The sequence below is a fragment of the Modestobacter sp. VKM Ac-2979 genome, assembly GCF_026967995.1.
Classification (GTDB): Bacteria; Actinomycetota; Actinomycetes; order Mycobacteriales; family Geodermatophilaceae; genus Modestobacter.
The window spans coordinates 22,027-43,317 of sequence record NZ_JAPVBO010000008.1 but is presented as its reverse complement, the minus strand read 5'-3'; the positions used below and the strand labels follow the sequence as shown (position 1 = coordinate 43,317).

Genomic DNA, 21,291 nt, shown 5'->3' with positions numbered 1-21,291 from the left:
GGACCGGTGGCCGCGGACCCCCTCCGGTCCCTGCTACGCGAGATCCACCTGCTGGCACCCGACCAGCTGTCCGCCGCCGTCGCATCGCACGGACGAGGGCTGGGTTCCCGGGAGACGGTGGTCTACCTCGCGGACTACGAGCAGCTGCTGCTGCAGCCGCTGCGCGGCGAGGGTGTCCCGGTGCGTCAGGAGCTCCGCGTGGACGGCTCACTGGGTGGGCGGGCGTTCCGCCGCGTGGAGGTCCTGACGTCGCCGGCGCGCACCCGGGCGCACCGCCTGTGGGTCCCGTTGCTCGACGGGGTCGAGCGCCTGGGCGTCGTTGAGTTCGTCGTCGACCAGGTGACCCCCGAGCTGCAGGAGCAGCTGTTGGCCTACGTCGGGCTGATCGCCGAGCTGATCGTGGTCAACGACGCCTACACCGACATCTTTGCCCAGCTGCGCCGGCGCAAGACCATGAGCCTGGCCGCCGAGATCCAGTGGGACCTCCTGCCACCACTCACCTTCGCCTCCGATCGGGTGGTGGTCGCCGGAGCCCTGGAGCCCGCCTACGACATCGGCGGGGACACCTTCGACTACGCGGTCAACGGGCCCACCGTCGACCTGCTGGTGCTCGACGCCGTCGGTCACGGGTTGCCCGCGGCCCTGCTGGCCTCGGCCGCCGTCGGCGCCTACCGCCATGCCCGCCGGGACATGCGTGACCTCCCGGACGTCGCCGCCGCGATGAACGAGGTGATCGCCGGCCAGTTCACCGACAGCCGCTTCGCCACCGCCGCGATCGCCCGCCTGCACCTGGACACCGGTCAGCTGCGCTGGGTCAACGCCGGGCACCCCGACCCGCTCATCGTGCGCGACGGCGTCCTGCTGCACCCCGGTCCCTGCAAGCCGCACCCGCCGCTGGGACTCCAGGTGCGGAAGCCGGACGTGTGCGAGGTCCAGCTGCACGTCGGCGACCGCGTGGTCCTGTACACCGACGGCATCGTGGAGGCCCGCCCGGCGTCGACGTGGTCGCTGAAGTCGCTCTTGGCCGCGGTCGGGGCCGGCAGCAGCAGCTCCACTGACGCGCCGACCGCGGTCAGCTCACGATGGGCGGCGACACCGCGGTCCCAGCCGGTGTCATCGCGGTCGAGCACCACCCGCACGTCGGCTCCGCGCAGGGCCTCGGCGAGCTCGGCGGAGAAGCTCCGACCGCCCTGGGCGTTGGTGGTCGCCAGCAGACCCAGGCCCTCGGCTGCGGCGACGTCCTTCTCGCCCTCCAGCAGCCAGACCGGGGTTCCGGCCGCGACGCCGGCCAGGACCTGCGGCAGCCGGTACAGCACGGCAGTGAAGCCCTCGGGCTTGCGCTTGACCCGACGGTCGCCCACGACGAAGACCTGCCGGAACGCCTTGTGCGGCGTTGGGCAGGTCGTGCACTGCTCCCGGATGACCTCTTGGACCAGGTGCCCCTGGGCGTCGGTGTACGGGTAGGTCTCGACGGTGACCCAGGTGTGTTGCGGCTCATCGGTCTGCGTCTCGGTGTGCACCGGCTTGGCGATCGGCTTGGGCAAGGGCCCCAGCCGGCCTCGGCGCTGGCCGGCGCGGCGCTGCTGCGGGGAGCGGCCAGCGCGAACACCGATCCGATCGGCGTGGGACTGCTGGGGGGCCTCGTCGAAGAAGTCCGAGGGGGACAGACCCAGCGCCGCCGCCAGGTCGTCGAAGTCGGCGTTGCAGCCGTGGCAGCGCAGCAGCACCTGCCCGCGGCCGCCGCCAGAGACCCACCGCACCGCCAGCGACGGGCTCGCGTCGTCGTGCACAGGGCACGGGGCCTGGAACACGTCCTGCCCGTGGTAGCCGCGCAGCGGGCGCAGGTGCGGGGCCTCCAGTGCCTCGACGACGCGGCGAAGGGAGGTGCGTGGACCGCGAGCGACATTGCCCGCGAGTGACTCACTCACGGGTGCCAGCTCGTACGACACGGGTCACAGCGCTGCGGGCGCAGCCTCGTGAAGCCCAGATTTCTGGGTATGATGGCGCCAGTCCTCCTGCTTGAGGATTGCTTTGAGATCGAGTCGCCCCCCTCCGCCGGCCAGCTATGGGGGGCTTCTCGCTGTTCTAGGGCCTTTTCACGCGCTGATCGGCAGTTCCGCCTGATCGCTGCGTGACTTACGTTGCCGCTCCTCGATCCACTCCGGTTCGGGTAGCTCGTGAGCGCGCGCAAGACACCGTGCGACGTAGTCGCCCAGAGGTATCCCGGCGTCTTCCGCTTGGCGCGCGTAGACGGCCCAGTGGGGTGGAGGCACGCGCGAGGTGATCGCCTTGCGATCTCCGAGGCCTGGGTTCCCCGGCTTACGGCGAGAAGCAGCGGCAGCCATGACGTAGTCCTACCACCGTTGCGATGCTGCATCAGGATCCTGCGACAGCCGGGCGTGTCGACATGGCGCCCCCCGAACCCTTCACGCGCAGGGAAGGGACCGGGCGGCCTGCAGCTGTGACATCGGAACTACAGGAAGTCGCCTGGGGTTGCTCGTGAAGATCGAAGCTGTCCGCGCGCGCATCCCACGCACGACCTACGCCAACTACGGTGGGGAGCATGGGGAAGGAAGTGAAAGTCCAGCTCACCGAGGCTTTTTTGCTCCCCACCGGGGTGGGGAGCAGGGTGGGGAGCAAGTGGGAAGACGCGCGCGGAGCGTCATCTGGCTGCCGCAGCGAGGTCCTTGCCCCAGACTGATCACCGACGATGAGTCTGGGAGGAACGATGCCAACAGATCGCCGGCTCGGCCGTGATGCCCGCGGGGTTGACGGCGGGCTGCCTCCTGACGTCCTTGCTCAGACCCGACGCCTGTGCGAGGAGATGGGTCGCGAAATCGAGACCCGATTCCCCGGGTTGCAGCCGGACTCCCCTCAGCCGACGCCGGCGGGCACGCCAGCCGGCCAGGAGCGGCTTGAGCGCGCGGCTCGCTGGCTCGACGACCTGATGTGGCACAAGCGGATGTACCGGCCGGCTCGCTTCCGGTGGTGGCCCGAACACCTGGTGGACATCTGCACCAAGACCACGGGCGGCCAACTGGACTTCTTCACCATCGCGCACCTGCAGCTGCTCCCCCGGCACCGCAACTCGATCCGCGATGTCGTCGACCGGTTCAGCGGCGCGATCGGCCAGCGCCTGGCCGACGCCTACCTGACCATCGGCTCCTACGACACGATCGGCGTCCAGCTGGGCCTCACCATGGCAGAGATCCGCAGCATGGTCATCTGGTCCGATGTCGACAACGCCGGCCCTGCGGGGTGGTCCCACCCGCAAATCAGCCGCGTCCTGCGCGTCGTCGGCCGCCAGCCGTTCCGCAGCCCGCTGATCGAGGCGTGGGAGCTGCTGCAGCTCTCTCGCATGTACCAAGCCGCGGCAGACATCTTCGAGGACCTCACCGTCGACTTGATCGGCGAGCTCCGCGGTCAGCGTCCCGACGAGGTGCTGGCCATGGCGTCCGCGAGCGGCACCGTCGCTCGCATGGAGCAGCGCATCGAGCGCGCCTATGACGCTCGGGGCGGCCCGGGCGACCCCCGTCGTTATCCAAGCCAGTTCCGCAGCGTCACGGCTTCTCAGACGTCCGATGTGCCGATGTCAACGGCCGCTGGGCAAGCAACATAACGGCCTCGGTGCCGCCATGATTCTCATCCTTCCGTTGATGAGAGCCCTCCACCAGACCCGGTGCGGGACACAACCGTGTCTGCAGGTGCTCGGTCAACCGCGACTTAGTCGCCAGCTTGACTGGCTTAGGCCGCCGAGCCGCGGTTTGCACCTTTCACTGCGCCACGCTCGCCCGGTACTCGATCTTGCCTCCGCGAGTCGCGGCGTTGCGCCGCAGCTCCCGCGAGATCGTGCCGGCATCGCGCTCGAGCTCACGAGCGATCGCCCGAACACCCAAGCCCCTGGGCCGCAGCAGAGCAAGCTCCTCACGCTCGGCGAACGACAAGTACCGGCCGGCGGGCTCGGCCAGGCTCAGCGGCGGCATGCCCCCAGCGTGGCGAAACCACCACGACCCGACCGGCCAGGACACGCCTACCTCAAGCGCAGCGGCCTCGGCCCGCTTGCCCTGCGCAATCAAGCGCCAGAACGCCCGTTCCACGTGCCGTGCCAGCATCGGCCGACCCGGAGACCTCATCGCCGGCCCTAGCGCCCGATCCGACAGCTGCTGGCGTCATGCCATCGCACACCTCCGTGATCGTGAGGTGTTGCGACGACCAGTTGAGTCCGCCCTGGCACCGCGGTCCGAGTGCGCCACCGTGCCGACCGGGCTGTGGCGGGCGATCGCGCCGTGCAGGGCGGCCACGGCCAGCGATGCCTTCATTCGTGAGTCGATGGAGTAGTCGACGATCCGGCCGGAGTGGACGTCCTTGATCGCGCAGAGGTAGAGCTCACCCTCAGCCCTGGAACCCGCCCGTCACCAGAGGGTCAGCTTTGGGCCGTCGTTGACACTAGTGAAAGTTGAACTAGGGCAGACGTCCGTGCGTCGAGATTCGGCGCCGTTGGGAGCCACGTGACATAGACGCGTCGGAAGCAGGCACCACCGCTGGACGACTGACTGGAAGCAAACCGACGAAGGATTGTCACCTAAAGACACCCGCCCCTGAGCCTGCCGATGTCCGGGCCGGCCGAAGTGGCTGAACCAACACCTCCCCCGACGGTCGATACTCCGAGTGGAGCCCTCCTGAGCCGGCCAGCGCTACCCGCGGCGGTCGCGTAGCTCGACGAGAAGGTCGCGCGCGGCCGCGGCGACGCGCGACGGCACCCCCAACTCCTCCAGCTGCCCGGTGGCGGCGGTCATCTCATCGGCCCTACGCCTGGCGTGTGCGTGCGTGCCGTCGACCAGGCGGTCGATCGTGTGTGTGTCGAAGCCCGCCAACTCGGCCGTGATGTTGTCCCGGAGCCAGTCGGCACAGCCCGCAGCTTCCGCGCCGCGCAGTGCCTCCACGACGGCGGCGGCCAGACCCTTATAGAAGACGCTGCGTAGCAACTTGCGCGAGATGGCCGCACCCACCGGGCCTGGCTGCACCGTCACCTCAGCACCAAGACCCGAGAGGAGTTCGACGTAGCGACCGGCGGCTTCTCCCGACACCAGCATCGGTGTGCGAAGACCCTTACCCGGCACGGTCGACATCAGTGCCACGTCGACCACCGCGACGTTGCGTACGGCCGCCCGGTCGGCGAGTGCCTTCTTGAGGCCGGGACTAGCGGTGTTGAGATCCGCCCACAGTGTGCTGCCAGAGAGCGAGGGCAACGCGTTCTCGAGTGCCGTCATGGCGTCACGGGAGCTATTCAGGCTTAGCACGACATCGGCATCAGCCACAGCCTCTGCCTCGCTGCTGCGCTCCTGCACCCCCTCGACCGTGATAGCTCTGGGGTCATAGCCCCGCACGTCGGCGCCTGCAACGGCAAGGTCACGCGCGATCTCCGATCCAGCCTCACCCAGCCCGAGGACGGCAACGCGCGCGCTCACGACGGACCTCCCGCTGCTCGAGTAGTCGGGGTCACCGTTCATACCTCCAGGTCCGGAAAGGATTCGCCTGCTTTAGCCAACGGATGCGCTGTCGCTCCCAGCACGGGTCCACGCCCGTAGCGCCATCCTGGGGTTCCTGTCCTCGGCGGCCTGCGTCCGTTGGGCGCTGCGACGCCTACGGCCCGCATGATCGCGCCCTTCCTCGCCGACGAGCCCGTCGCCGAGGTCACCTCCGAGAAGTAGCAGGGCGCGGGTGAGAGCTTGTATCCGAGCGTGGACGGTGCGTGTAGCAATCAATGGTTTGCCGGTAACCCGGTGACCGCAAGCCCCGACCGCACCTTGTACCGCTTGTTGATGTTGATGAGCACGGCAGTCAGCGGCTCCAGCTGGCGGGCCATCCGCAGCGGTCCGGCGTCGACCCCGGCGTGTCCGCAAACGGCTTGGACCAGGTCCATGACCTGGTTCTTCGCCTCGGCGTCGTCGCCGCACACCAACACGTCCTCGTGCTCAAGCGAGACCTCCTTCCAGAGGTTCACCGCCGAGACGTGATGGAAAGCCCCGATGAGTCGGGCCTCGGGCGCCAGCCGCGCGGCCTCTTCCGCCGCGCTTCGGTCGGGGATGTCCAGCTCGTAGGGACCGTGCGCGTCGAAGCCCAGCGGGTTGACGCAGCTGATGACGACTTTGCCGGCCAGCTCGGCCCGCAGGGACTCGACCAGCTCGGCATGGCCGTCGTAGGGCACAGCCAGCAGGACCATGTCAGCCGCCCCGCAGGCGTCGGTGTTCGTCGCGCCCTCGACAGCCGGCACCCTCAGTCGATCGTTGATCGCATCGGCCGTCTCCTGTGCCCGCTCCGCCGACCGAGACCCGATCGTCACCGTCCGGCCGGCCTCAGCCAACCGGAGCGCCAACCCCTTCCCTTGCGGCCCCGTACCGCCCAGTACTGCAATGTCGCTCATCGTGTGTCCTTCCGGTCGACACGCCGTAACGACCGCCTATTCGGTCGACGACGTGCGGCTTTGCTCCTTGCCTGGGTCATGACCGTCGGGGGGATCTCGGGGAAGACCACCACCGGCGCACGCGCGATGACGAGGTCTCACCCGTCGGCGATCTCACGCGCCGGCAGCAGACCGGGACCGGAGGGGAGGGTGCCGGCGAATACCCGCGCCGGTGCCGGGCGGCGCACGGACGGTGGCTTAGCAGGCGGACGGTGCCTGAGAAGATGGCCGCCCAGTGCGCATGCGATAACTCGCCCCCCAGTGCCCAGCCCAACCACTCGGACGGGCGTCCGGCTGCGAGCAACGGGCCCGGGTGTCAGCATCGTTAGTCCGGACGGAGAACCTGCGCCGAACCCTGCCGCGCTGCCGTGCAAAGGAACGACTGCCGCCCAGGTCTCAGTCACCGCAACCCCTCGTCGTTTCCCGTCTCCGCCCGACCCACTTCCGGCCTCGGGACACGCGGTCGGGCAGGCGGGAAGGGAGCGGTGCGCTGCACCCTAGAGCTCTGCATACGCCTGTGTCCAGAGCGCGCCCACACCATCCCCGAGCGGGTAGCCGGAATTGAGAGAATGGACGGCGGTGGTCCCCGCCGCTCGGATGGAGCCGCTCCGGCGCAAGGCGGGCCGAGAACGCATCAAAAGTCGGCACCCTCGCCCACCCGGCCTGTGTTGCTGACTTGTTACGAGCTTCTGCGCCCCCTTGACCGACTGTGATCGTGCTCATATGGTCCGCGGTATTCACCTGTACACCGCGCTCGCGGCTAGAGTCACGGAGGCTTCATGCAGAAGCAATCGCTCGTTCACGCCAAGGCCGTCACGGCCACGGCGGCGCTCTCGCTCCTGCTCACCGCCTGCGGTGGTGACGACGCAGGGTCCGCCAACCAGGCAGAGGGTGACAACGGCGGCGCCAGTTCTGCCGACTTCGAGTGCGGCAGTGGCGAAAGCGTCCTGAGCGGCGAGAACGTCCGCCTCGTCGTCGGCACCGACCCCGGCGGCGGCTACGACGCCTACGCCCGCATGATCGCGCCACTCCTCGGCGAGGAACTCGGTGCGGAGGTCGTCGTCGAGAACCAGCCCGGCGCCGGCGGCCTCAGTGCGGTCAACAGCATGATCGCGGGTGAGAAGGACGGCACCAATCTCATGATCATGAACGCGACCGGAAACATCAGTTCCGTACTGGCCGAGGTGCAGGGCGCCAGCTTCCCGGTGGGTGACCTGACCTACATCGGCCGCGTGGCCCGAGAGCCCTACGTCGTCACGGGCGCTGCCGACGGGCCGTATGAGAACTGGGACGACGTCATCGCTGCGGGCGATTCCCCGAAGATCGGCTCCACCGGTCTCGGATCGGAGGCCTACATCAACGGGGCCCTCATCAACGAGCTGTTCGACCTCGAGGGCGAGGTCATCGCCGGATACGACTCGGCCAGCGAGGCCGAGCTCGGTCTGCTCACCGGCGACATCCAGCTGTTCCCGGGCAACATCGACAGCCGCATCAAGCAGATCGAGTCCGGCGACGCCGTCGGCCTGCTGGCGATCGAGCCGGAGCCCATCGAGGCGTTGCCGGACGTGGCGGCGGTCGGTGACTACGACCTCAGCGACGACAAGCAGGAGTTGTTCGAGGCGCACCTGGCACTGTCGGAGATCGGTCGTCCGCTCATCGGCCCGCCCGGCATGGACGAGGACGCCACGGCCGACCTGCGGGGAGCCATGCGTTGCGTCTTTGAGAACCCGGAGCTCGAGGCAGCCGCCGAGCAGCAGGAGCGTCCGGTCAGCTACCTGACCGGGGAGGAGACCGAGGAGCTCGCCAAGCAGTCCGCCTCGCCGCCGGACATCTACGTGGAGTTCCTGAAGGATGCCTACGGGCTCTGACGATCACCGGTGGCTGTTCCCGCGGGGCCTCGCCCCACGGGAACAGCCACCGGTGATCGCACGCCGACTGCCGCAGGGCACAACACACTCGCCCTCGACCACGCGTGCCGCAGGACAAGGCCAGGCCGGCCATCGGCTCCCGCTCTCGTCATGGAAGAGATGCACGCAGCAATGAATACCGTCGCTACCGGTAGCTCGATAGCCCATTCCGTCCAGGGAGAGGGACCGCCGCTCCTCCTGGTGGCCGGGACCGGATATCCGGGCGCGACCTGGCACCTGCCGGAGTTCCTCGACGAGCTCGCCCGGCATCACACGGTGATCACTTTCGACCATCGCGGCACCGGGGACACCCCGAGGGTTGACGAGGTCTTCACCACCCGTTCCTTCGCCGCGGACGCCTGCGCACTGCTCCGCTCGCTCGACCTAGGCCCGGCACACGTCGTCGGTCACTCCATGGGCGGTCGGGTCGCCCAGTGGATGGCCCTGGACGCGCCGGACCTCGTACGCTCGCTCGTGCTCGCCGCTTCCGGGTCGGGCGGAATGGGCAATCCGGATCAACCCGTGGGGCTCCCGATCGGAGCAATGACCGCCATGATCGAGCAGGGCTACCGCGGCTACATGGAGACGCACATCGAGGCCACCTTCTTCACGCCGGAGTTCGCGGCCGCCCACCCCGATCGGGTCCACTGGCTCGTCGACGCCTTCTGGGAGCACCGGCCGACGGTGCAGGACTACCTCCGCCACGTGTCCGCCCGGCAGAATCACGACGCCAGCGCCCGCCTCGGTGGCATCACCCGGCCCGCACTCGTGCTCGTCGGTGACCGAGACCTGCGCCGTGGCCCGACCGGTTCGCACGTCGATCAGTCCATGTTCCTGCATGCGAACATCCCGGGAGCGACTCTGAACCTGCTGGCCGGGCTCTCGCACGGCATGTTCTGGCAGGCGCCGGATGTGGCCGTCGAGGCCCTGGCGGCCTGGGTCCGGCGGGTGCATGGCATCGACACACCCGCGGGTGCCACCGCCGTTGCTGGCTCGAACGGTCGAGCAGTGGGAACCGAACAGTGATCGACGCCCTGTGGTCCGGTCTCGAGCTTCTCCTCGAGCCCTCGACGATCGCCCTCATGCTGCTCGGCATCGTCATCGGCTTCGCCGTCGGCATCCTGCCCGGACTCGGCGGCGCGGTCACTCTCGCCCTGATGATTCCGTTCACCTTCGACATGGAGCCGGCCCAGGTCTTCGCGTTCCTCCTGGGAATGTGGGTGGTGACATCGACGACCGGTGACATCACGAGCGTGCTCTTCGGCATCCCCGGGGAGTCGACGTCCGCCGCGGCGATCCTCGACGGGTACCCGATGAGCCGCAAGGGGGAGGCCGGGCGCGCGCTCGGTGCGGTGCTCAGCAGCTCTTTCATGGGCGCCCTGCTCGGGGCGCTCGTGCTCGCCGCGTCGATCCCGATCATCCGGCCGGTCATCCTGTCGCTCGGCCCGCCGGCCTTCTTCGCGTTGACCCTCGTCGGCCTCACCTTCATCATCGCGCTGGCCGGCAAGAACGTCCTCCGCGGCTTCATCATGGCGCTACTCGGGTTCGTGGTCGGCATGATCGGCATCGACTCCGCCACCGGCATTCCCCGATACACGTTCGGTCAGTTGGACCTCTGGGACGGCATCGGCCTCGTACCCCTCGTCGTCGGCCTCTTCGGCGGCGCCGAGGTGCTGCAGCTCATGCTCAGCAAGAAGAGCGTGGCGCAGGTGCCGACGAACGGCGACGCCCGTGTGACCGGAGTGATGGAAGGGGTGAAGGACACCTTCCGTCACTGGACTGTCTGGGTGCGGTCCAGCGCGATCGGCGTGGGCCTCGGCGTGGTCCCCGGTATGGGGGGGTCGATCTCCCAGTTCATCGCCTACGGGCAGGCCCAGAGCGCCTCGAAGTCTCCGGAGACCTTCGGCAAGGGCAACGTCGAGGGGGTCATCGCCGCGGGCGCGAACAACAACGCCAAGGACAGCGGGTCACTCATCCCGACGATCTCCTTCGGCATCCCGGGCAGCGTGGGCACGGCGGTCTTGCTGGGCGCTTTCCTCGTCGCCGGTCTCACGCCCGGACCGGAGATGCTCACCACCCAGCTCCCGGTGACAATGTCGATGGTCTGGGTGATGGTCCTCGCGAACGCGATCGCCGTCGGGGTCGCCTTCCTGGCGCTCAAGCCGCTCGCCAAGCTCACCTACATCCGCGGCACCCTGCTGGTGCCCTTCCTGCTGGTGCTGCTCGGCATCGGGGCCTACACGTCCAGCAACTCCTACTTCGACGTCTTCGTCATGCTGGCGGCGTCCGCCCTCGGTGTGATCGCCATCCGCTGGGACTGGCCGCGAGTGCCATTCCTCCTGGCCGCGATCCTCGGGGCCATCGCCGAGAGGTACCTGTTCCTCTCGTACTCCCTGACGGGCTGGGCATGGCTGGCCGACCCCATCGTGATCGTGCTGTTTCTCATCAGCGTCGCCGCCGTTGTCCGCCCGTTGATCAAGAACGCGCGGGCTCGTCGGCGCGCTGCGACGGGAACTTCCCAGACCGGCATCACGACCTCTCCTACCCCCCCGGCTCCGGAGCAGGGGGCTCGGCCTGAGCAGACGAACGAGAAGGACGGACAGCGATGACCGCAAAGCAGCGGCCGGCGAACGTCGACGGAGGCCAGACAGTGCAGAAGGGCGGCGTGCTGAGCCGGGCGGTCAGCGCCGACTTCATCCTCTCGGCGGTTCTCCTGTGCGTCTTCGCGGCTGCCTTCGTCGGAGCCACGAACTGGTCCTTCGACGCGAAGATCTTCCCCATGATCGTGTCGGGGGTCGGCATGGTGCTGACCTTGCTCAAGATGGCCCTTGCGCTCCGGCCGCCTTCGGCCGCGGCTGGGTCCGCCGCTCATACGGTGTCCGGAGTGGAGTTGACCGACGAGGACGACGAGGCGGACGAAGCCCTCGAGTACGTCTTCGAGACAGCGTCCCGAACCGACTGGCTACGGGTTCTGGGCTGGGCCGGGGGGTTCTTCCTCGCGTTCTTCCTCGTGGGCGCCATTCCCTCGATCCTGGTCTTCACGGTGCTGTACCTGTTCTTCGAGGCCCGCGCGACGTGGCTGGTTTTGGTCGTCTACGCCCTGGTGCTCAGCGGCATCCTCTACGGCGTTCAGGAGTTCCTGAACGTCCTCCTGCCGGACGGCATCCTCTTTGGCTGATCCCCGGCCTCTCGACGAAGGGCGCAACCCCGTGCACAGCCATGACACCAGGCGCGAGGACCTCGCCTTCGAACAGGGAAGCCACGCGCTCCGCCCCCTTCAGCCGGTCGACCCGACGTGAGCGACCTCGACCTCTCCCTCGCCGTTGGCCGCTACGCGATCACCGAAGGACTGCTGAACGGCACCGTGCAGCCACGCGGGGTCCGGCTGCGCACCTTCGCCATGCCCTCCCCCGAGCGCCATTGGCGGATGCTGCGGCACCAGGAATTCGACGTCTGCGAGCTCTCCTTCGCGGGCTATGCCACGGTGTTCGTCCGCGAGCCGGACACGTGGGCGGCGATCCCGGTGTTCCCGCACCGGCGATTCCGCCACGGCTACGTCTTCACCTCCGTGCGATCGGGCATCCGCTTGCCCGAGGAGCTCGCAGGGAGCACCGTCGGGTTGCGTACCTGGGGGACGACCGCCGGCCTGTGGATGCGCGGCATCCTGCAGGACGAGCACGGCGTGGACCTGCGCGGCGTGCGGTGGGTGACCGAGCACCAGGAGAGCGCCGGAACCCCGGCCTCCGGCGGCTACCGGATCGAGCAGATGCCCGACGGCGCGAGCCTCCGATCGATGCTGCTCGACGGCCGGCTGCAGGCCGTCATCTATCCAGAACGCCTGCAGGGCGACGACATCCAGCCTCTGTTCCCCGACGCACCAGCAGCGGAACGGGCCTACGCCGACAGGACCGGGCTCTTCCCGATCATGCATCTGGTGGCCGTCCGCAGGGAACTCCTCAAGCGGCACCCGTGGCTGGCCAACGAGTTGGTCACCGCTTTCGACGACGCCAAACGGGCGGCTTACCGGCTCACGGCCAACCCCCGGTGGTTGCCGGTCGCCTGGGGTGAGCAGGCGCTCGACGAGCAACGGGACATCCTGGGTGCCGACCCCTGGCGCTACGGACTCCAGGACAACATGCCCGAGCTGCGGACGGCGCTGCGCTACAGCCATGAGCAGGGGCTGATCGACCGGCAGATCGAGCCGGCCGACCTGTTCTGGCCCTCCACCCGAGACCATCCGCCGACCTACGCCGCCGCACGGTGACGGGCCTCCCTCCTCCTCCCCCGGACGACAGCCGGTTCCCTGCGTGGCGTGCCCTCCGCTCACGCTGGGCAGTCCTGTCCGTAGTGACCCTGCTGTACTGGGTCACCGGTCAGGGAGTCCGCCCCTTCCTGCCCATCCGCCTGCAGCAGCTCGGCGCCTCCGATCTCGTCATTGGCCTGGCCATCGCGGCATATGCGCTGGTGGGACTCCTGCTGGCCATTCCCAGCGGCCGGTTGCTCGACCGGTTGTCCCAGCGCCGACTGCTGGTCGCAGCAATGGTCGGGCTGGCGCTGACGACCGCCATGCTCAGCCTGCTCCAGTCGGTTCTCCTCCTGTTTCTCGGGATGCTGATCAACGGCCTGTTCGCCATGTGGGTGTGGATGCTGCTGCAGTCCATGATCAGCAGCGCCGGCGAGGGCCAGGGGCGCCGCAACCAGATGGCCCTTTTCTCCCTCACCTGGGGCATCGGTCTGGCAGCCGGCCCGTCAATCGGGGCGGTCCTCTACGACCACCTCGACTTCACCGGGCTCTGCGTGATCCTCGGCGCGGTCACGCTCCTCGGGGGGGCAGCCGCCCTCGGGGCCCCGAACGTCCTCCCGCTAGGTGAGAAGGACGGCGAGACGCCGGCCGAGGAGGCCGGGATCCGCGCGGCGCTGTCCCGGGCGTTCGAGAACCCGATCCTCGTCAGCGTCCTCATCTCCAGCTTCATCAACCTCTTCGTGCTGTCGATGCGGATCTCCTTCTACCCGGTGTACCTCGAGCGGGCCGGCGTGGCGATCACCCAGATTGGCCTCCTGCTGTCCTTGATCGGCATATCGTCACTCGCGGTCCGGACCGTGCTGCCAGGTGTTGAGCGGCGGTTCGGCACCTTGCGTGTCCTCATCGCGAGCACATGGCTGGCGATCATCGGGGCCGCGAGCATTCCGCTGAGCACGAACATCGCGGTCCTGACGATCGGTGCGCTGCTGATCGGTGTCGGCCTGGGCGCGAACCCGCCGATTACCGTCAGCCTGCTGGCCGAACATTCCGATGCCCGCGACCGAGGTCTCGCGGTGGGACTACGCATGGTGGCCAACCGCTCCGGCCAGGTGGCGCAACCGCTGATCTTCGGCGGTCTGGCGGGCACCTTAGGGCTGGGACTCGCCTTCCCCGTCTCCGCCGCCCTGCTGGCTGGCATGACGCTCTGGATGTCCCTGCGGCTTCGCCCCTACCGGTGATCGTGTGCCGACGACCGTGACCGAGAGAGATTCCCGACGAAGGAGAAGCCATGGATGACGTCGCCGTCGACGTACTGCGCTGATCCTGGTGCTGGGCGCGGTGCCGAAGACCCTGGTCTGGGACAACGAGGCCGGCATCGGCCAGCACCGCAACCTCACCGTGGGCGCCCGGTCCTTCGCCGGCACCCTGGGCACCCGGATCTGGCAGGCACCGGCGCGGGACCCCGAGACCAAGGGCGTGGTCGAGCGCGCGAACGGCTACCTGCAGACCTCCTTCCTGCCCGGGCGGACCTTCACCGACCCAGCTGACTTCAGCACCCAGCTCGCCGGCTGGCTGCCCCGGGCCAACTCCCGGCTGGTGCGCGCCACCGGCGCCGCCCCAGCCGGCGTTGATCGCCACCGACCGGGTCGGCATGAGCGCGCTGCCGCCGGTGCCACCGCAGGTGGCCTGGCGCACTCAGGTGCGGCTGGGCCGGGACTACTACGTGCGCGTGGCCGGCAACGACTACAGCGTCGACCCCACCATCATCGGGCGGATGGTCGACATCAGCTGCGACCTGGACCGGGTGCGCGCCCACTGAGCCGGGCAGCTGGTCGCTGACCATCCGCGGTCCTGGGCTCGGGCCCAGACCATCACCGACCCAGCCCACGTCGTCACCGCCGCCGGCCTGCGGGAGACCTTCCAGACCCGCCAGCGCGCCACCGGCGCACCGGCTGCCCGAGCCGGTGACGTGGTGGCCCGTCGCGCGCTCAGCGACTACGACACCGTCTTCGGGTTGACCAGCCAGCCCCGACTCAGCGTCGTCCGCCCGTGAACGGCCACGACGTCGACGCCGAGATCGGGCTGCTGGCCCGGGAACTGAAGACCCCGGTCATCGCCGCGACCTTCGCAGCCCTGGCCGACCAGGCCCACACCGAGGCCTGGTCGCACGAGACCTACCTGGCCGCGGTACTGGCCCGACAGGTCGCCTCCCGCACCACCAATGGCACCCGGCTACGGGTGAACGGGGCGCACTTCCCGCAGACCAAGACCTTGGAGGACTTCACCTTCACCCACCCCCCGGCCGCGACCCGAGACACCCTCGCGCACCTGGCCACCACCACGTTCATCGGCCGCCGGGAGAACGCCGTCCTGCTCGGTCCACCCGGGGTGGGCAAGACCCACCTGGCCATCGCCATCGGCCACAAGGCCTGCCAGGCCGGCTACCCGGTCGCGTTCGCCTCCACCACCGGCTGGCTGCACCGACTGGCCGCCGCCCACGACCGCAACACCCTGGACACCGAGCTCCGCAAGCTCCACCGCTACCGGCTGCTGATCATCGACGAAGTCGGCTACCTACCCCTGAACGCCGCCGCAGCCAGCCTGTTCTTCCAGCTCATCGCCTCCCGCTACGAGACCGGCTCGGTCATCGTCACCAGCAACCTGCCGTTCTCCGCCTGGGGCCAGACCCTCGGCGACGACGTCGTCGCCGCCGCCACCATCGACCGACTCGTCCACCACGCCACCGTCATCACCCTCGACGGCGACTCCTGGCGAACTCGAGCACACCGACCAACCAACTACTGAAGCCGACCCCGGGGGGTCAACCTTCAAACAGCACCCGGGGGTCAGTCTTCAAGCGGCGTTGACACTCCAGATCCACCTCGACGACCAGGTGCGCGGCCTTCTTGGCCACCACCCCAGCGTCACGCAACTTGATCTGGATCGCATCGATGTACAAGACCGGATACGCCGGGTCGACCGGCCGGTTCTGCCAGGCGGCGATCTCATCAGCCACCACGTCGGTCACCCGGGAGATCGTCGCTGCGCTCACCTGCGCGCCACAGACCTCGGCCAGGTGAGCGGTGATGTGCCGGGTCGACATGCGCGGGCGTACAGGCTGATGATCAGTCCTCGACTGATCATGTCCTCGACGTTGCGGAGTCGCCGCTTCCGCTTGGGCACGATCACCGGGGCGAGGCTGCCGTTGCGGTCCCGCGGAACCTCCAGCCCGACCGGGCCGGCGGTGGTGTGCACCGTCTTGCGGCCATGCCCGTTGCGGGAGTTGCCCGACCCGTTGCCGGCCGGGTCCCCGGCCTCGTAGCCGAGGTGGTCGGTGATCTCCACGTCCAGGGCCCGCGCGAGCACGGCCTTGGACATCCGCGCCAGTAGGCCGTCGGGGTCGTCGATCGCGGTACCGGCCGCCTCGGCGTCGGCCAGCAGCCCGTCGATCGCTTCCGCGAGGAAGCATCCCGGCCAGCCGCTCGGCAGGCCCACGGGGAGGGGGCCTGACCGGTCACGTGCCGTGGGTCGCGCCCACGCGACCCTAATTTAGGCGAATCAGACCACTTCGCCGGCCCGACGCCCGAAGACCATCCCCGCCGTAAGCCCCGAACCACCCGGGTAATTGTCGCTGAAGAGCCCCCCCAGCATCTCACCGCAGACGAACAACCCGGGGATGACCTCGCCGTTGTCGTCGAGAACCCGACCGTTAGTGTCGCCCTTGAGACCACCAAAGGTGAAGGTGATGCCGCAGGTAACCGGGTATGCGTAAAAGGGACCGGTTTCGATCGGAGACGCCCAGTTGCTCTTGGGAGGGCTAACGTCGGCCCGTCGGCCATCCAAGACCGTGGGGTCGAGGGGGACAGCGTGGTCGATGGCCGCATTGAACTCTTCGACGGTTCGGAGAAAAGCCCCCACCGGGACGTTGAGTCGCGCAGCTAGATCCTCGATCCTGTCCGCTGCGACCACCGAGATTCCCGGCATGTCGTACTCCTCCGTGCGGAGCATCGGCCGCAGGTTGGCGTCGAACACCTGATAGGCGACGGACCCCGACTGCTGCAAGATAACCTTGCCGTATTTTGCGTAGGTGTAATTCCGAAAGTCCGCCCCTTCATCGACGAAGCGTTCGCCGTCCCTGTTCACCAGGATGCCCAGCGGATAGCTCTGCCGAGTCAGCCGGTTGGTCAGTTCCCGGTTGCTCTCATTGTTGACGCACTCCGCGTCCCACTGCACGCTGTGCGCGCTCCCCCAGTCGCCTCCGCGCGCGGCGCCCACAGCCAGCGCCGCCTGGATCATCTCACCGGTATTGCAGGGGGTACCACGGACCTTCGCGTTCTCCCAACCTTCCCCCAGATGCTGCCGGCGCATCTCCGCGTTAGCTTCGAAGCCCCCGGCTGCCAGCACAATCGACTCGGCCGACAGCGTCGACTCCTTGCCGTCCACGCGAACCTTCACGCCCGCGACCCGGCCGCCCTCCACAACCAAGCCTGTAGCGGCCACCTGGTACCGGACCTCGATCCCGAGTTCGCCTGCTACCCGGGTATGGTCGCGGATGAGCCCTTCACCCCCGTCGACATTGCCGACGTGCAGCCCGCCCCAGAACAGGTAACTCCCGTCGGCTCGCTCGTAGGCCTGCCGCTCGTACATGAGGCGATATCGCAATCCCAAGGACTGCAGCCAGCGCACGGTCTGCTGCCCCTCGGTGACCAGGATCTGGGTAAGCGCCGGGTCGTTGCGCCCCCCGGTCACCTTGGCTAGATCAGCGGCGTACTCCTCGGCCGAATAGGGCGGGACGCGTGTACGGTCGTGCCGGGAATCCGGTTCGACGAATTGGAGAATGTCTTCCAAGCCGCCGTGGCTGATCCGGGTGGCCCCCGCTGTGTAGTAGCTGTTCCCCCCGGCCAGCCCCATGGCGGCCTTCTCCAGCAGCAGCACCCGGCGCCCCCGCAATGCAGCCGCATGCGCCGCCGAAAAGCCGGCATTTCCGCCGCCGACGACAATGACGTCATAAGAGTCGGCTGTGGTTGTCGACTGGTCACTCATTGCATCTCCGTCCCTAGGTGCCGACAAGCGAGCGCACACGCAATCCGCGTCGATCCCAGCGATTGGCGGCTGAGCATCAGCGCCAGCACAGTCCATCCAGTCACGATGCGTGGCATCGGCATACCAGTGTATACGCTGCACGTGCCCCGGTCAACGAGAGGCCTCCGACTAGGCTGTGTCAAGGATCTCGAACACGTCCTCATGTTGATCACGCTGCGGCGGTTGCCGCAGTCCGGTAGTCGGTGAGCGTTTCGAACGGGACGCGGCCGAGGGGCGAGTTAAGCCGTCGCGACTGTAGAAGACTTCGATGGATTCGGCGAAATCCAAGCATGCCCGCGCCCCGCTGGCGATGGGTTGCCGGCGGTACATCTCGTTTTTCAAGGTCGCGAAGAGCGACTCTGCAGCGGCTTGTCCCAGGACGCCCCGGTCCGCACTCGGGTCCGCCAGATGCTCCTATTGACGGTGAATGCATCAAGCTCGGCGGACGTGTATTGACTCGTCTCAACCGGTCGTTGCAACACCGGCCTGGTGCGGAAGCGTAAGTGCTCGTCGAGGACCTCGGCGGGGGTCTTCCAACTGAGGACCTTGCGGGGTCTGCTGTTGACGGCGGCGGCCTGGACGGCGAGAAGGTCCTCCTGGGTCCAGCGGGAGAGGTCGGTGCCTTTGGGGAAGTGCTGGGGCAGCAGCCCGTTGGTGTTCTCGTTCGTGCCGCGCTGCCAGGGAGAAGGTGGGCGGCGAAGTAGGCGGCGATACCGGTACCGACCTCGAACTCTGCGTGCGCGGAGAGCTCCTTGCCGCGGTCTCAGGTCAGCGAGCGCACGCGGGAAATCGTGCCCGGATCGCGCTGAAGTTCCCGTGCGATCACCCGGACCCCGAGACCCTGCACCTTCAGCAGTGCTAGTTCCTCACGCTCATGGAAGGACAGGTAGCGGCCGGTGGGCTCGGCCAGGCTCAGCGGCGGCATCCCGCCAGCGTGTCGAAACCAGCGCGACCCGACCGGCCAGGACACGCCAACCTCCCGTGCGGCGTCTTCGGTGCGCTTGCCTTGTGCGATCAGGCGCCAGAACTCGCGCTCCACATGGCGGGCCGGCATCGGCCGACCCGGCGAGCGCATCGCCGGCCGCAGAGCCCGATCCGCCTGCTGCTGACATCGTGCTATCGCACACCTCCGAGATCACGGGGTGTTGCGACGACCGGTTGAGTCCGCCCAGTGACCAGCCTCAACGCGAAGGCTTCGACGTCGAGGTCAGCCGCACGGTAGCGGTCGAATGGGTCGCGCCCGTCCCATGCGGCTGGCATGGACCGAGACAGGCCAGCCGCACCGAGACGTATGTCCTCCTCGGCGGTGATGACAGCGAGGGCGAGCCGGTCGGCCACGATGCGCCCGTACGCCTCGACGGTTGGCTCTTCGGCGAGCAGGTCGCGCGACAGGAGGTTGAGCGGGTAGACGTGTTCGAACCGGAGTGGCGCGCCGGCGACGTTGGGCAGCTGAGCTAACGAGAGATGGCTGCCCTATTCCTCGTCTGACGTTTGCGCGCGGCAACGGGACTGGTGAGGCCTCCTTTGAGTTCCCGTGCGTAGAACTCCTGCGTCTGCTCGCCGATGGCCGCGACGATGGCCTCAATCCGTGCGATGGCGCCGTTGCATTCGGCGCGCAGGTCCCGCCGGTCCGCCTCCACGTCATCCTGCTCTGCGTCCGACAGGTCGATGAACGTGTGCAACCGAGCCGGCTCATCCCGGGTGCCGTCGTCAAGCGACCAGAGGTCGATGGCTGTCAGCCGTCGATGCCATTCGACGGCCGCGTCGTGGTCATAGTCGGTGTCATAGTTGCGAGCAGGGTCGTCGCCGAGTTCGCCCCATGGATTTACCTTCGAAGCATGGGTCGTGGGCGTACAGCAGGCGGTCGCACGAGACCGCCTGCGGCACGATGGACCCCAAGGCACAGATCGGCGCCGTCCGGGGTGGGCTGCCGTGGCGGCCCACCCGATCCGCGGCGTATGCGGCCATCTACGTGGATATCCGGACCGTGCCGGAGGAGGACACCAGAGCTCTGGTCGACTCGCTACGGGCGGCGATCGCCGAGACCGGCATCGCGGCCGACGTCGAGATGATCATGGAGAAGGTGGGTTCACCGCGGACGCCAAAGCCGTCGACGCCAGGCGGGCTGGATGACTGACAAGCCTCAGCCGGCCTGGCTCGGCCCCGCGTGCCCATGATCACACTCAAGATCGGAAGGAAGTCTGCCGTTCCGGAGCTGTGTACCACGGGAGGCCGACACAGCGGCCCGTCCGGAAAGAGGAGCAGCACGCCATGACCACGCTCAGCCTGGCCCGCATCATCCCCACCGTGCGGAAGACCGGGGCCGGCACCGGGTTCGTCGCTCGACTGTCCGACTTCGTGAGGGGGCAGATCGACCTGGTCCGCACTTCAGTGGACACAGCCTCCGCTCTCGAACAGGCCCACACGCCCGCGGCGCAGCGCGCGGTCCTAGACCGCTTCCTCGCCGACATCCGCAGCTAATCTGCAGACCCCCCTCCTCCCAGGAGCGGGCGGAGGCAGGCGATGGCTCCTGTCCAGAGGACAGGAGCCATCGCCTGCCTCGCCGACGGTCAGGGCCGGCCTTCGTATTCCGGAGCTGCCTCAAGCACCACGGTCTTGTCGTAGCCCATGTGCTTGAAGAGGCGGTTCTGCGCCGAGATGAGGACGACGTCCTCGTCCCCGGTGTTCTCGAACACGTGCTGAGTGTTCGGCGGCACGTAGATGTGGGAGTCGGGCGAGAACTCGACCACCACCGGCTCCTCGGCTACGTGTGCGTAGTACTTCTCGTCGAGCTCCATGGCGACGTCCCACTGGCGGGTGCGACCGGAGCCCTTGAGGACGTAGAGGTATTCATCGGCCATGTGCCAATGCAGGGCCGTACGACTCCCGGCCGGAATGCGTAGCATGTCGAGGTCCAGACCCCAACTGCGGACGCTCGGCGTCCGTGGCGAGCAGATGGTCTTGACGTACCCGTCGGCGGTCAGCTGGTACTCCAGCTCCGGCGAGCGGACGACCTTACTCATCTCGTCGGAGCCCGGTGTCCAGAGCTGGCTCCAGTCCACTCGCGGTCCATAGCCGTCGACCTTGGAGCTCCACGGCTCGATGCCGCCCTGCTGGTAGAGGCCCATGGCCATCCAAGTGCTCTTCGCCTTCATCACCAGCGCGAGGGCTGGCTCGTCGAGTTCAGCATTGAAGTGCCGGTGCACGGAGTCGGAGTGCACAAAACAGAAGTCACCAGTCTGCCAGTCATAGCGCTTGTCGTCATGGATCTCGTAGCCGTTGCCGCTGATTATGTAGAAGGCCGCTTCATTCTGGTGACCGTGGCCGGTGTTCGAGCCGCCGGGCGCGAGCCACTTGTAGTGCACCTGCAGGCTCTGGGTCCGGAGTGGCTCCTCCTCGGGGCTGATCACCCACTCGGTACGCGACTCCTTGGACGGGTCAGAAGCGTAGTAGCCCTCGCTGAGCTCGTCGTAGTCGGTGTGGCCCGTCCAGACACGCGGCAGCGTGCGGCGCTGGTCGAGCAGCGCCGTCAGTTTGTACAACGCGCTGCCCACCTCCTGCAAATACAGTCGCTGGGCCACCATCAACCTCTTCCC

Annotated in this window: 19 protein-coding genes and 5 pseudogenes; 14 read left to right on the top strand and 10 right to left on the bottom strand. The window is 68.1% G+C overall.

All coding sequences use genetic code 11. The features are described from left to right. Nucleotides 1-6 precede the first annotated feature (6 nt). From O2W15_RS21205 to O2W15_RS21195, 3 genes are all read left to right on the top strand, one after another. Nucleotides 7-1,464, top strand: coding sequence for a PP2C family protein-serine/threonine phosphatase (locus tag O2W15_RS21205; protein ID WP_269180868.1), 1,458 nt, complete (start codon nucleotides 7-9; stop codon nucleotides 1,462-1,464). 20 nt (nucleotides 1,465-1,484) lie between these two features. Next, the gene (locus tag O2W15_RS21200) at nucleotides 1,485-1,919 is read left to right on the top strand and encodes a hypothetical protein (RefSeq protein ID WP_269180867.1); all 435 of its coding nucleotides are present in this window, start codon (nucleotides 1,485-1,487) and stop codon (nucleotides 1,917-1,919) included. Between the two features lie 905 nt (nucleotides 1,920-2,824). Beyond that, the gene (locus tag O2W15_RS21195) at nucleotides 2,825-3,619 is read left to right on the top strand and encodes a hypothetical protein (protein WP_269180866.1); all 795 of its coding nucleotides are present in this window, start codon (nucleotides 2,825-2,827) and stop codon (nucleotides 3,617-3,619) included. A gap of 70 nt (nucleotides 3,620-3,689) precedes the next feature. On the opposite strand, the pseudogene O2W15_RS21190 reads toward O2W15_RS21195, so the two are convergent. From O2W15_RS21190 to npdG, 4 genes and pseudogenes are all read right to left on the bottom strand, one after another. Continuing rightward, a pseudogene (locus tag O2W15_RS21190) lies at nucleotides 3,690-4,160 on the bottom strand (helix-turn-helix domain-containing protein); the annotation flags it as partial. A 66-nt stretch (nucleotides 4,161-4,226) separates the two neighbouring features. Further along, a pseudogene (locus O2W15_RS21185) lies at nucleotides 4,227-4,394 on the bottom strand (DDE-type integrase/transposase/recombinase); the annotation flags it as partial. A 300-nt stretch (nucleotides 4,395-4,694) separates the two neighbouring features. Next, complete coding sequence (locus O2W15_RS21180) at nucleotides 4,695-5,510, bottom strand: DUF1932 domain-containing protein (protein ID WP_331253887.1); 816 nt, start codon at nucleotides 5,508-5,510, stop codon at nucleotides 4,695-4,697. Between the two features lie 251 nt (nucleotides 5,511-5,761). Beyond that, nucleotides 5,762-6,424: an NADPH-dependent F420 reductase gene (npdG, locus tag O2W15_RS21175; RefSeq protein WP_269180864.1), complete on the bottom strand. Its 663-nt coding sequence runs from the start codon at nucleotides 6,422-6,424 to the stop codon at nucleotides 5,762-5,764. Between the two features lie 818 nt (nucleotides 6,425-7,242). On the opposite strand from npdG, the gene O2W15_RS21170 reads away from it, so the two are divergent. The 8 genes from O2W15_RS21170 to istB all read left to right on the top strand — a co-directional run bounded on the left by O2W15_RS21170 (nucleotide 7,243) and on the right by istB (nucleotide 15,418). Next, the gene (locus tag O2W15_RS21170; protein WP_269180863.1) at nucleotides 7,243-8,331 is read left to right on the top strand and encodes a tripartite tricarboxylate transporter substrate-binding protein; all 1,089 of its coding nucleotides are present in this window, start codon (nucleotides 7,243-7,245) and stop codon (nucleotides 8,329-8,331) included. 150 nt (nucleotides 8,332-8,481) lie between these two features. Then, complete coding sequence (locus O2W15_RS21165) at nucleotides 8,482-9,396, top strand: alpha/beta fold hydrolase (RefSeq protein WP_269180862.1); 915 nt, start codon at nucleotides 8,482-8,484, stop codon at nucleotides 9,394-9,396. Continuing rightward, nucleotides 9,393-10,979: a tripartite tricarboxylate transporter permease gene (locus O2W15_RS21160; RefSeq protein ID WP_269180861.1), complete on the top strand. Its 1,587-nt coding sequence runs from the start codon at nucleotides 9,393-9,395 to the stop codon at nucleotides 10,977-10,979. Before O2W15_RS21165 ends, O2W15_RS21160 begins: the two co-directional genes overlap by 4 nt. Further along, a complete protein-coding gene (locus O2W15_RS21155; protein ID WP_269180860.1) occupies nucleotides 10,976-11,548 on the top strand; it encodes a tripartite tricarboxylate transporter TctB family protein in 573 nt (190 codons plus the stop codon). The genes O2W15_RS21160 and O2W15_RS21155 overlap by 4 nt, the downstream gene beginning before the upstream one ends. A gap of 117 nt (nucleotides 11,549-11,665) precedes the next feature. Continuing rightward, nucleotides 11,666-12,634, top strand: coding sequence for a hypothetical protein (locus tag O2W15_RS21150; RefSeq protein WP_269180859.1), 969 nt, complete (start codon nucleotides 11,666-11,668; stop codon nucleotides 12,632-12,634). Beyond that, nucleotides 12,631-13,851, top strand: a complete 1,221-nt coding sequence (locus O2W15_RS21145) for an MFS transporter (protein ID WP_269180858.1) — start codon at nucleotides 12,631-12,633, stop codon at nucleotides 13,849-13,851. Before O2W15_RS21150 ends, O2W15_RS21145 begins: the two co-directional genes overlap by 4 nt. Nucleotides 13,852-14,264: 413 nt before the next feature. Next, entirely contained in the window at nucleotides 14,265-14,432 is a 168-nt protein-coding gene (locus tag O2W15_RS21140; RefSeq protein WP_269180857.1) for a Mu transposase domain-containing protein, read from the top strand. A 230-nt stretch (nucleotides 14,433-14,662) separates the two neighbouring features. Then, complete coding sequence (istB, locus tag O2W15_RS21135; RefSeq protein ID WP_269180856.1) at nucleotides 14,663-15,418, top strand: IS21-like element helper ATPase IstB; 756 nt, start codon at nucleotides 14,663-14,665, stop codon at nucleotides 15,416-15,418. Between the two features lie 64 nt (nucleotides 15,419-15,482). Here the strand turns inward: istB and O2W15_RS21130 are convergent. The 4 genes and pseudogenes from O2W15_RS21130 to O2W15_RS24105 all read right to left on the bottom strand — a co-directional run. Further along, nucleotides 15,483-16,102, bottom strand: a pseudogene (locus O2W15_RS21130) (transposase); the annotation flags it as partial. Nucleotides 16,103-16,171: 69 nt separating this feature from the next. Then, nucleotides 16,172-17,656 carry an FAD-dependent tricarballylate dehydrogenase TcuA gene (gene tcuA, locus O2W15_RS21125; RefSeq protein ID WP_269180855.1) on the bottom strand — a complete coding sequence of 495 codons (1,485 nt, stop codon included), beginning with the start codon at nucleotides 17,654-17,656 and terminating at the stop codon, nucleotides 16,172-16,174. A gap of 501 nt (nucleotides 17,657-18,157) precedes the next feature. Continuing rightward, nucleotides 18,158-18,458, bottom strand: a pseudogene (locus O2W15_RS24110) (IS30 family transposase); the annotation flags it as partial. A gap of 18 nt (nucleotides 18,459-18,476) precedes the next feature. Next, a pseudogene (locus O2W15_RS24105) lies at nucleotides 18,477-18,815 on the bottom strand (helix-turn-helix domain-containing protein); the annotation flags it as partial. On the opposite strand from O2W15_RS24105, the gene O2W15_RS21115 reads away from it, so the two are divergent. Beyond that, nucleotides 18,809-19,153, top strand: a complete 345-nt coding sequence (locus tag O2W15_RS21115) for a hypothetical protein (protein ID WP_269180854.1) — start codon at nucleotides 18,809-18,811, stop codon at nucleotides 19,151-19,153. The pseudogene O2W15_RS24105 and the gene O2W15_RS21115 overlap by 7 nt on opposite strands. Here O2W15_RS21115 and O2W15_RS21110 read toward each other — a convergent pair. Continuing rightward, the gene (locus O2W15_RS21110) at nucleotides 19,150-19,377 is read right to left on the bottom strand and encodes a hypothetical protein (protein WP_269180853.1); all 228 of its coding nucleotides are present in this window, start codon (nucleotides 19,375-19,377) and stop codon (nucleotides 19,150-19,152) included. The genes O2W15_RS21115 and O2W15_RS21110 overlap by 4 nt on opposite strands. Nucleotides 19,378-19,583: 206 nt before the next feature. Between O2W15_RS21110 and O2W15_RS21105 the strand changes: the two genes are divergently transcribed. Both O2W15_RS21105 and O2W15_RS21100 read left to right on the top strand, forming a co-directional pair. Continuing rightward, on the top strand, nucleotides 19,584-19,832 hold the full coding sequence (locus O2W15_RS21105) for a hypothetical protein (RefSeq protein ID WP_269180852.1): 249 nt from the start codon (nucleotides 19,584-19,586) through the stop codon (nucleotides 19,830-19,832). A 134-nt stretch (nucleotides 19,833-19,966) separates the two neighbouring features. Continuing rightward, nucleotides 19,967-20,176 carry a hypothetical protein gene (locus O2W15_RS21100; protein WP_269180851.1) on the top strand — a complete coding sequence of 70 codons (210 nt, stop codon included), beginning with the start codon at nucleotides 19,967-19,969 and terminating at the stop codon, nucleotides 20,174-20,176. A gap of 89 nt (nucleotides 20,177-20,265) precedes the next feature. Here the strand turns inward: O2W15_RS21100 and O2W15_RS21095 are convergent, their stop codons facing one another. Next, on the bottom strand, nucleotides 20,266-21,276 hold the full coding sequence (locus O2W15_RS21095) for a cupin domain-containing protein (RefSeq protein WP_269180850.1): 1,011 nt from the start codon (nucleotides 21,274-21,276) through the stop codon (nucleotides 20,266-20,268). Nucleotides 21,277-21,291: the final 15 nt, after the last annotated feature.

Excerpts from the sequence above, each read along its gene's own strand:
- O2W15_RS21105 (WP_269180852.1), top strand. The coding sequence starts at position 19,584 with ATGGACCCCAAGGCACAGATCGGCGCCGTCCGGGGTGGGCTGCCGTGG.
- O2W15_RS21140 (WP_269180857.1), top strand. The coding sequence starts at position 14,265 with ATGAGCGCGCTGCCGCCGGTGCCACCGCAGGTGGCCTGGCGCACTCAG.
- npdG (WP_269180864.1), bottom strand. The coding sequence starts at position 6,424 with ATGAGCGACATTGCAGTACTGGGCGGTACGGGGCCGCAAGGGAAGGGG.
- O2W15_RS21170 (WP_269180863.1), top strand. The coding sequence starts at position 7,243 with ATGCAGAAGCAATCGCTCGTTCACGCCAAGGCCGTCACGGCCACGGCG.
- O2W15_RS21195 (WP_269180866.1), top strand. The coding sequence starts at position 2,825 with ATGGGTCGCGAAATCGAGACCCGATTCCCCGGGTTGCAGCCGGACTCC.
- O2W15_RS21165 (WP_269180862.1), top strand. The coding sequence starts at position 8,482 with ATGGAAGAGATGCACGCAGCAATGAATACCGTCGCTACCGGTAGCTCG.
- O2W15_RS21180 (WP_331253887.1), bottom strand. The coding sequence starts at position 5,510 with ATGAACGGTGACCCCGACTACTCGAGCAGCGGGAGGTCCGTCGTGAGC.
- O2W15_RS21100 (WP_269180851.1), top strand. The coding sequence starts at position 19,967 with ATGACCACGCTCAGCCTGGCCCGCATCATCCCCACCGTGCGGAAGACC.
- tcuA (WP_269180855.1), bottom strand. The coding sequence starts at position 17,656 with ATGAGTGACCAGTCGACAACCACAGCCGACTCTTATGACGTCATTGTC.
- O2W15_RS21155 (WP_269180860.1), top strand. The coding sequence starts at position 10,976 with ATGACCGCAAAGCAGCGGCCGGCGAACGTCGACGGAGGCCAGACAGTG.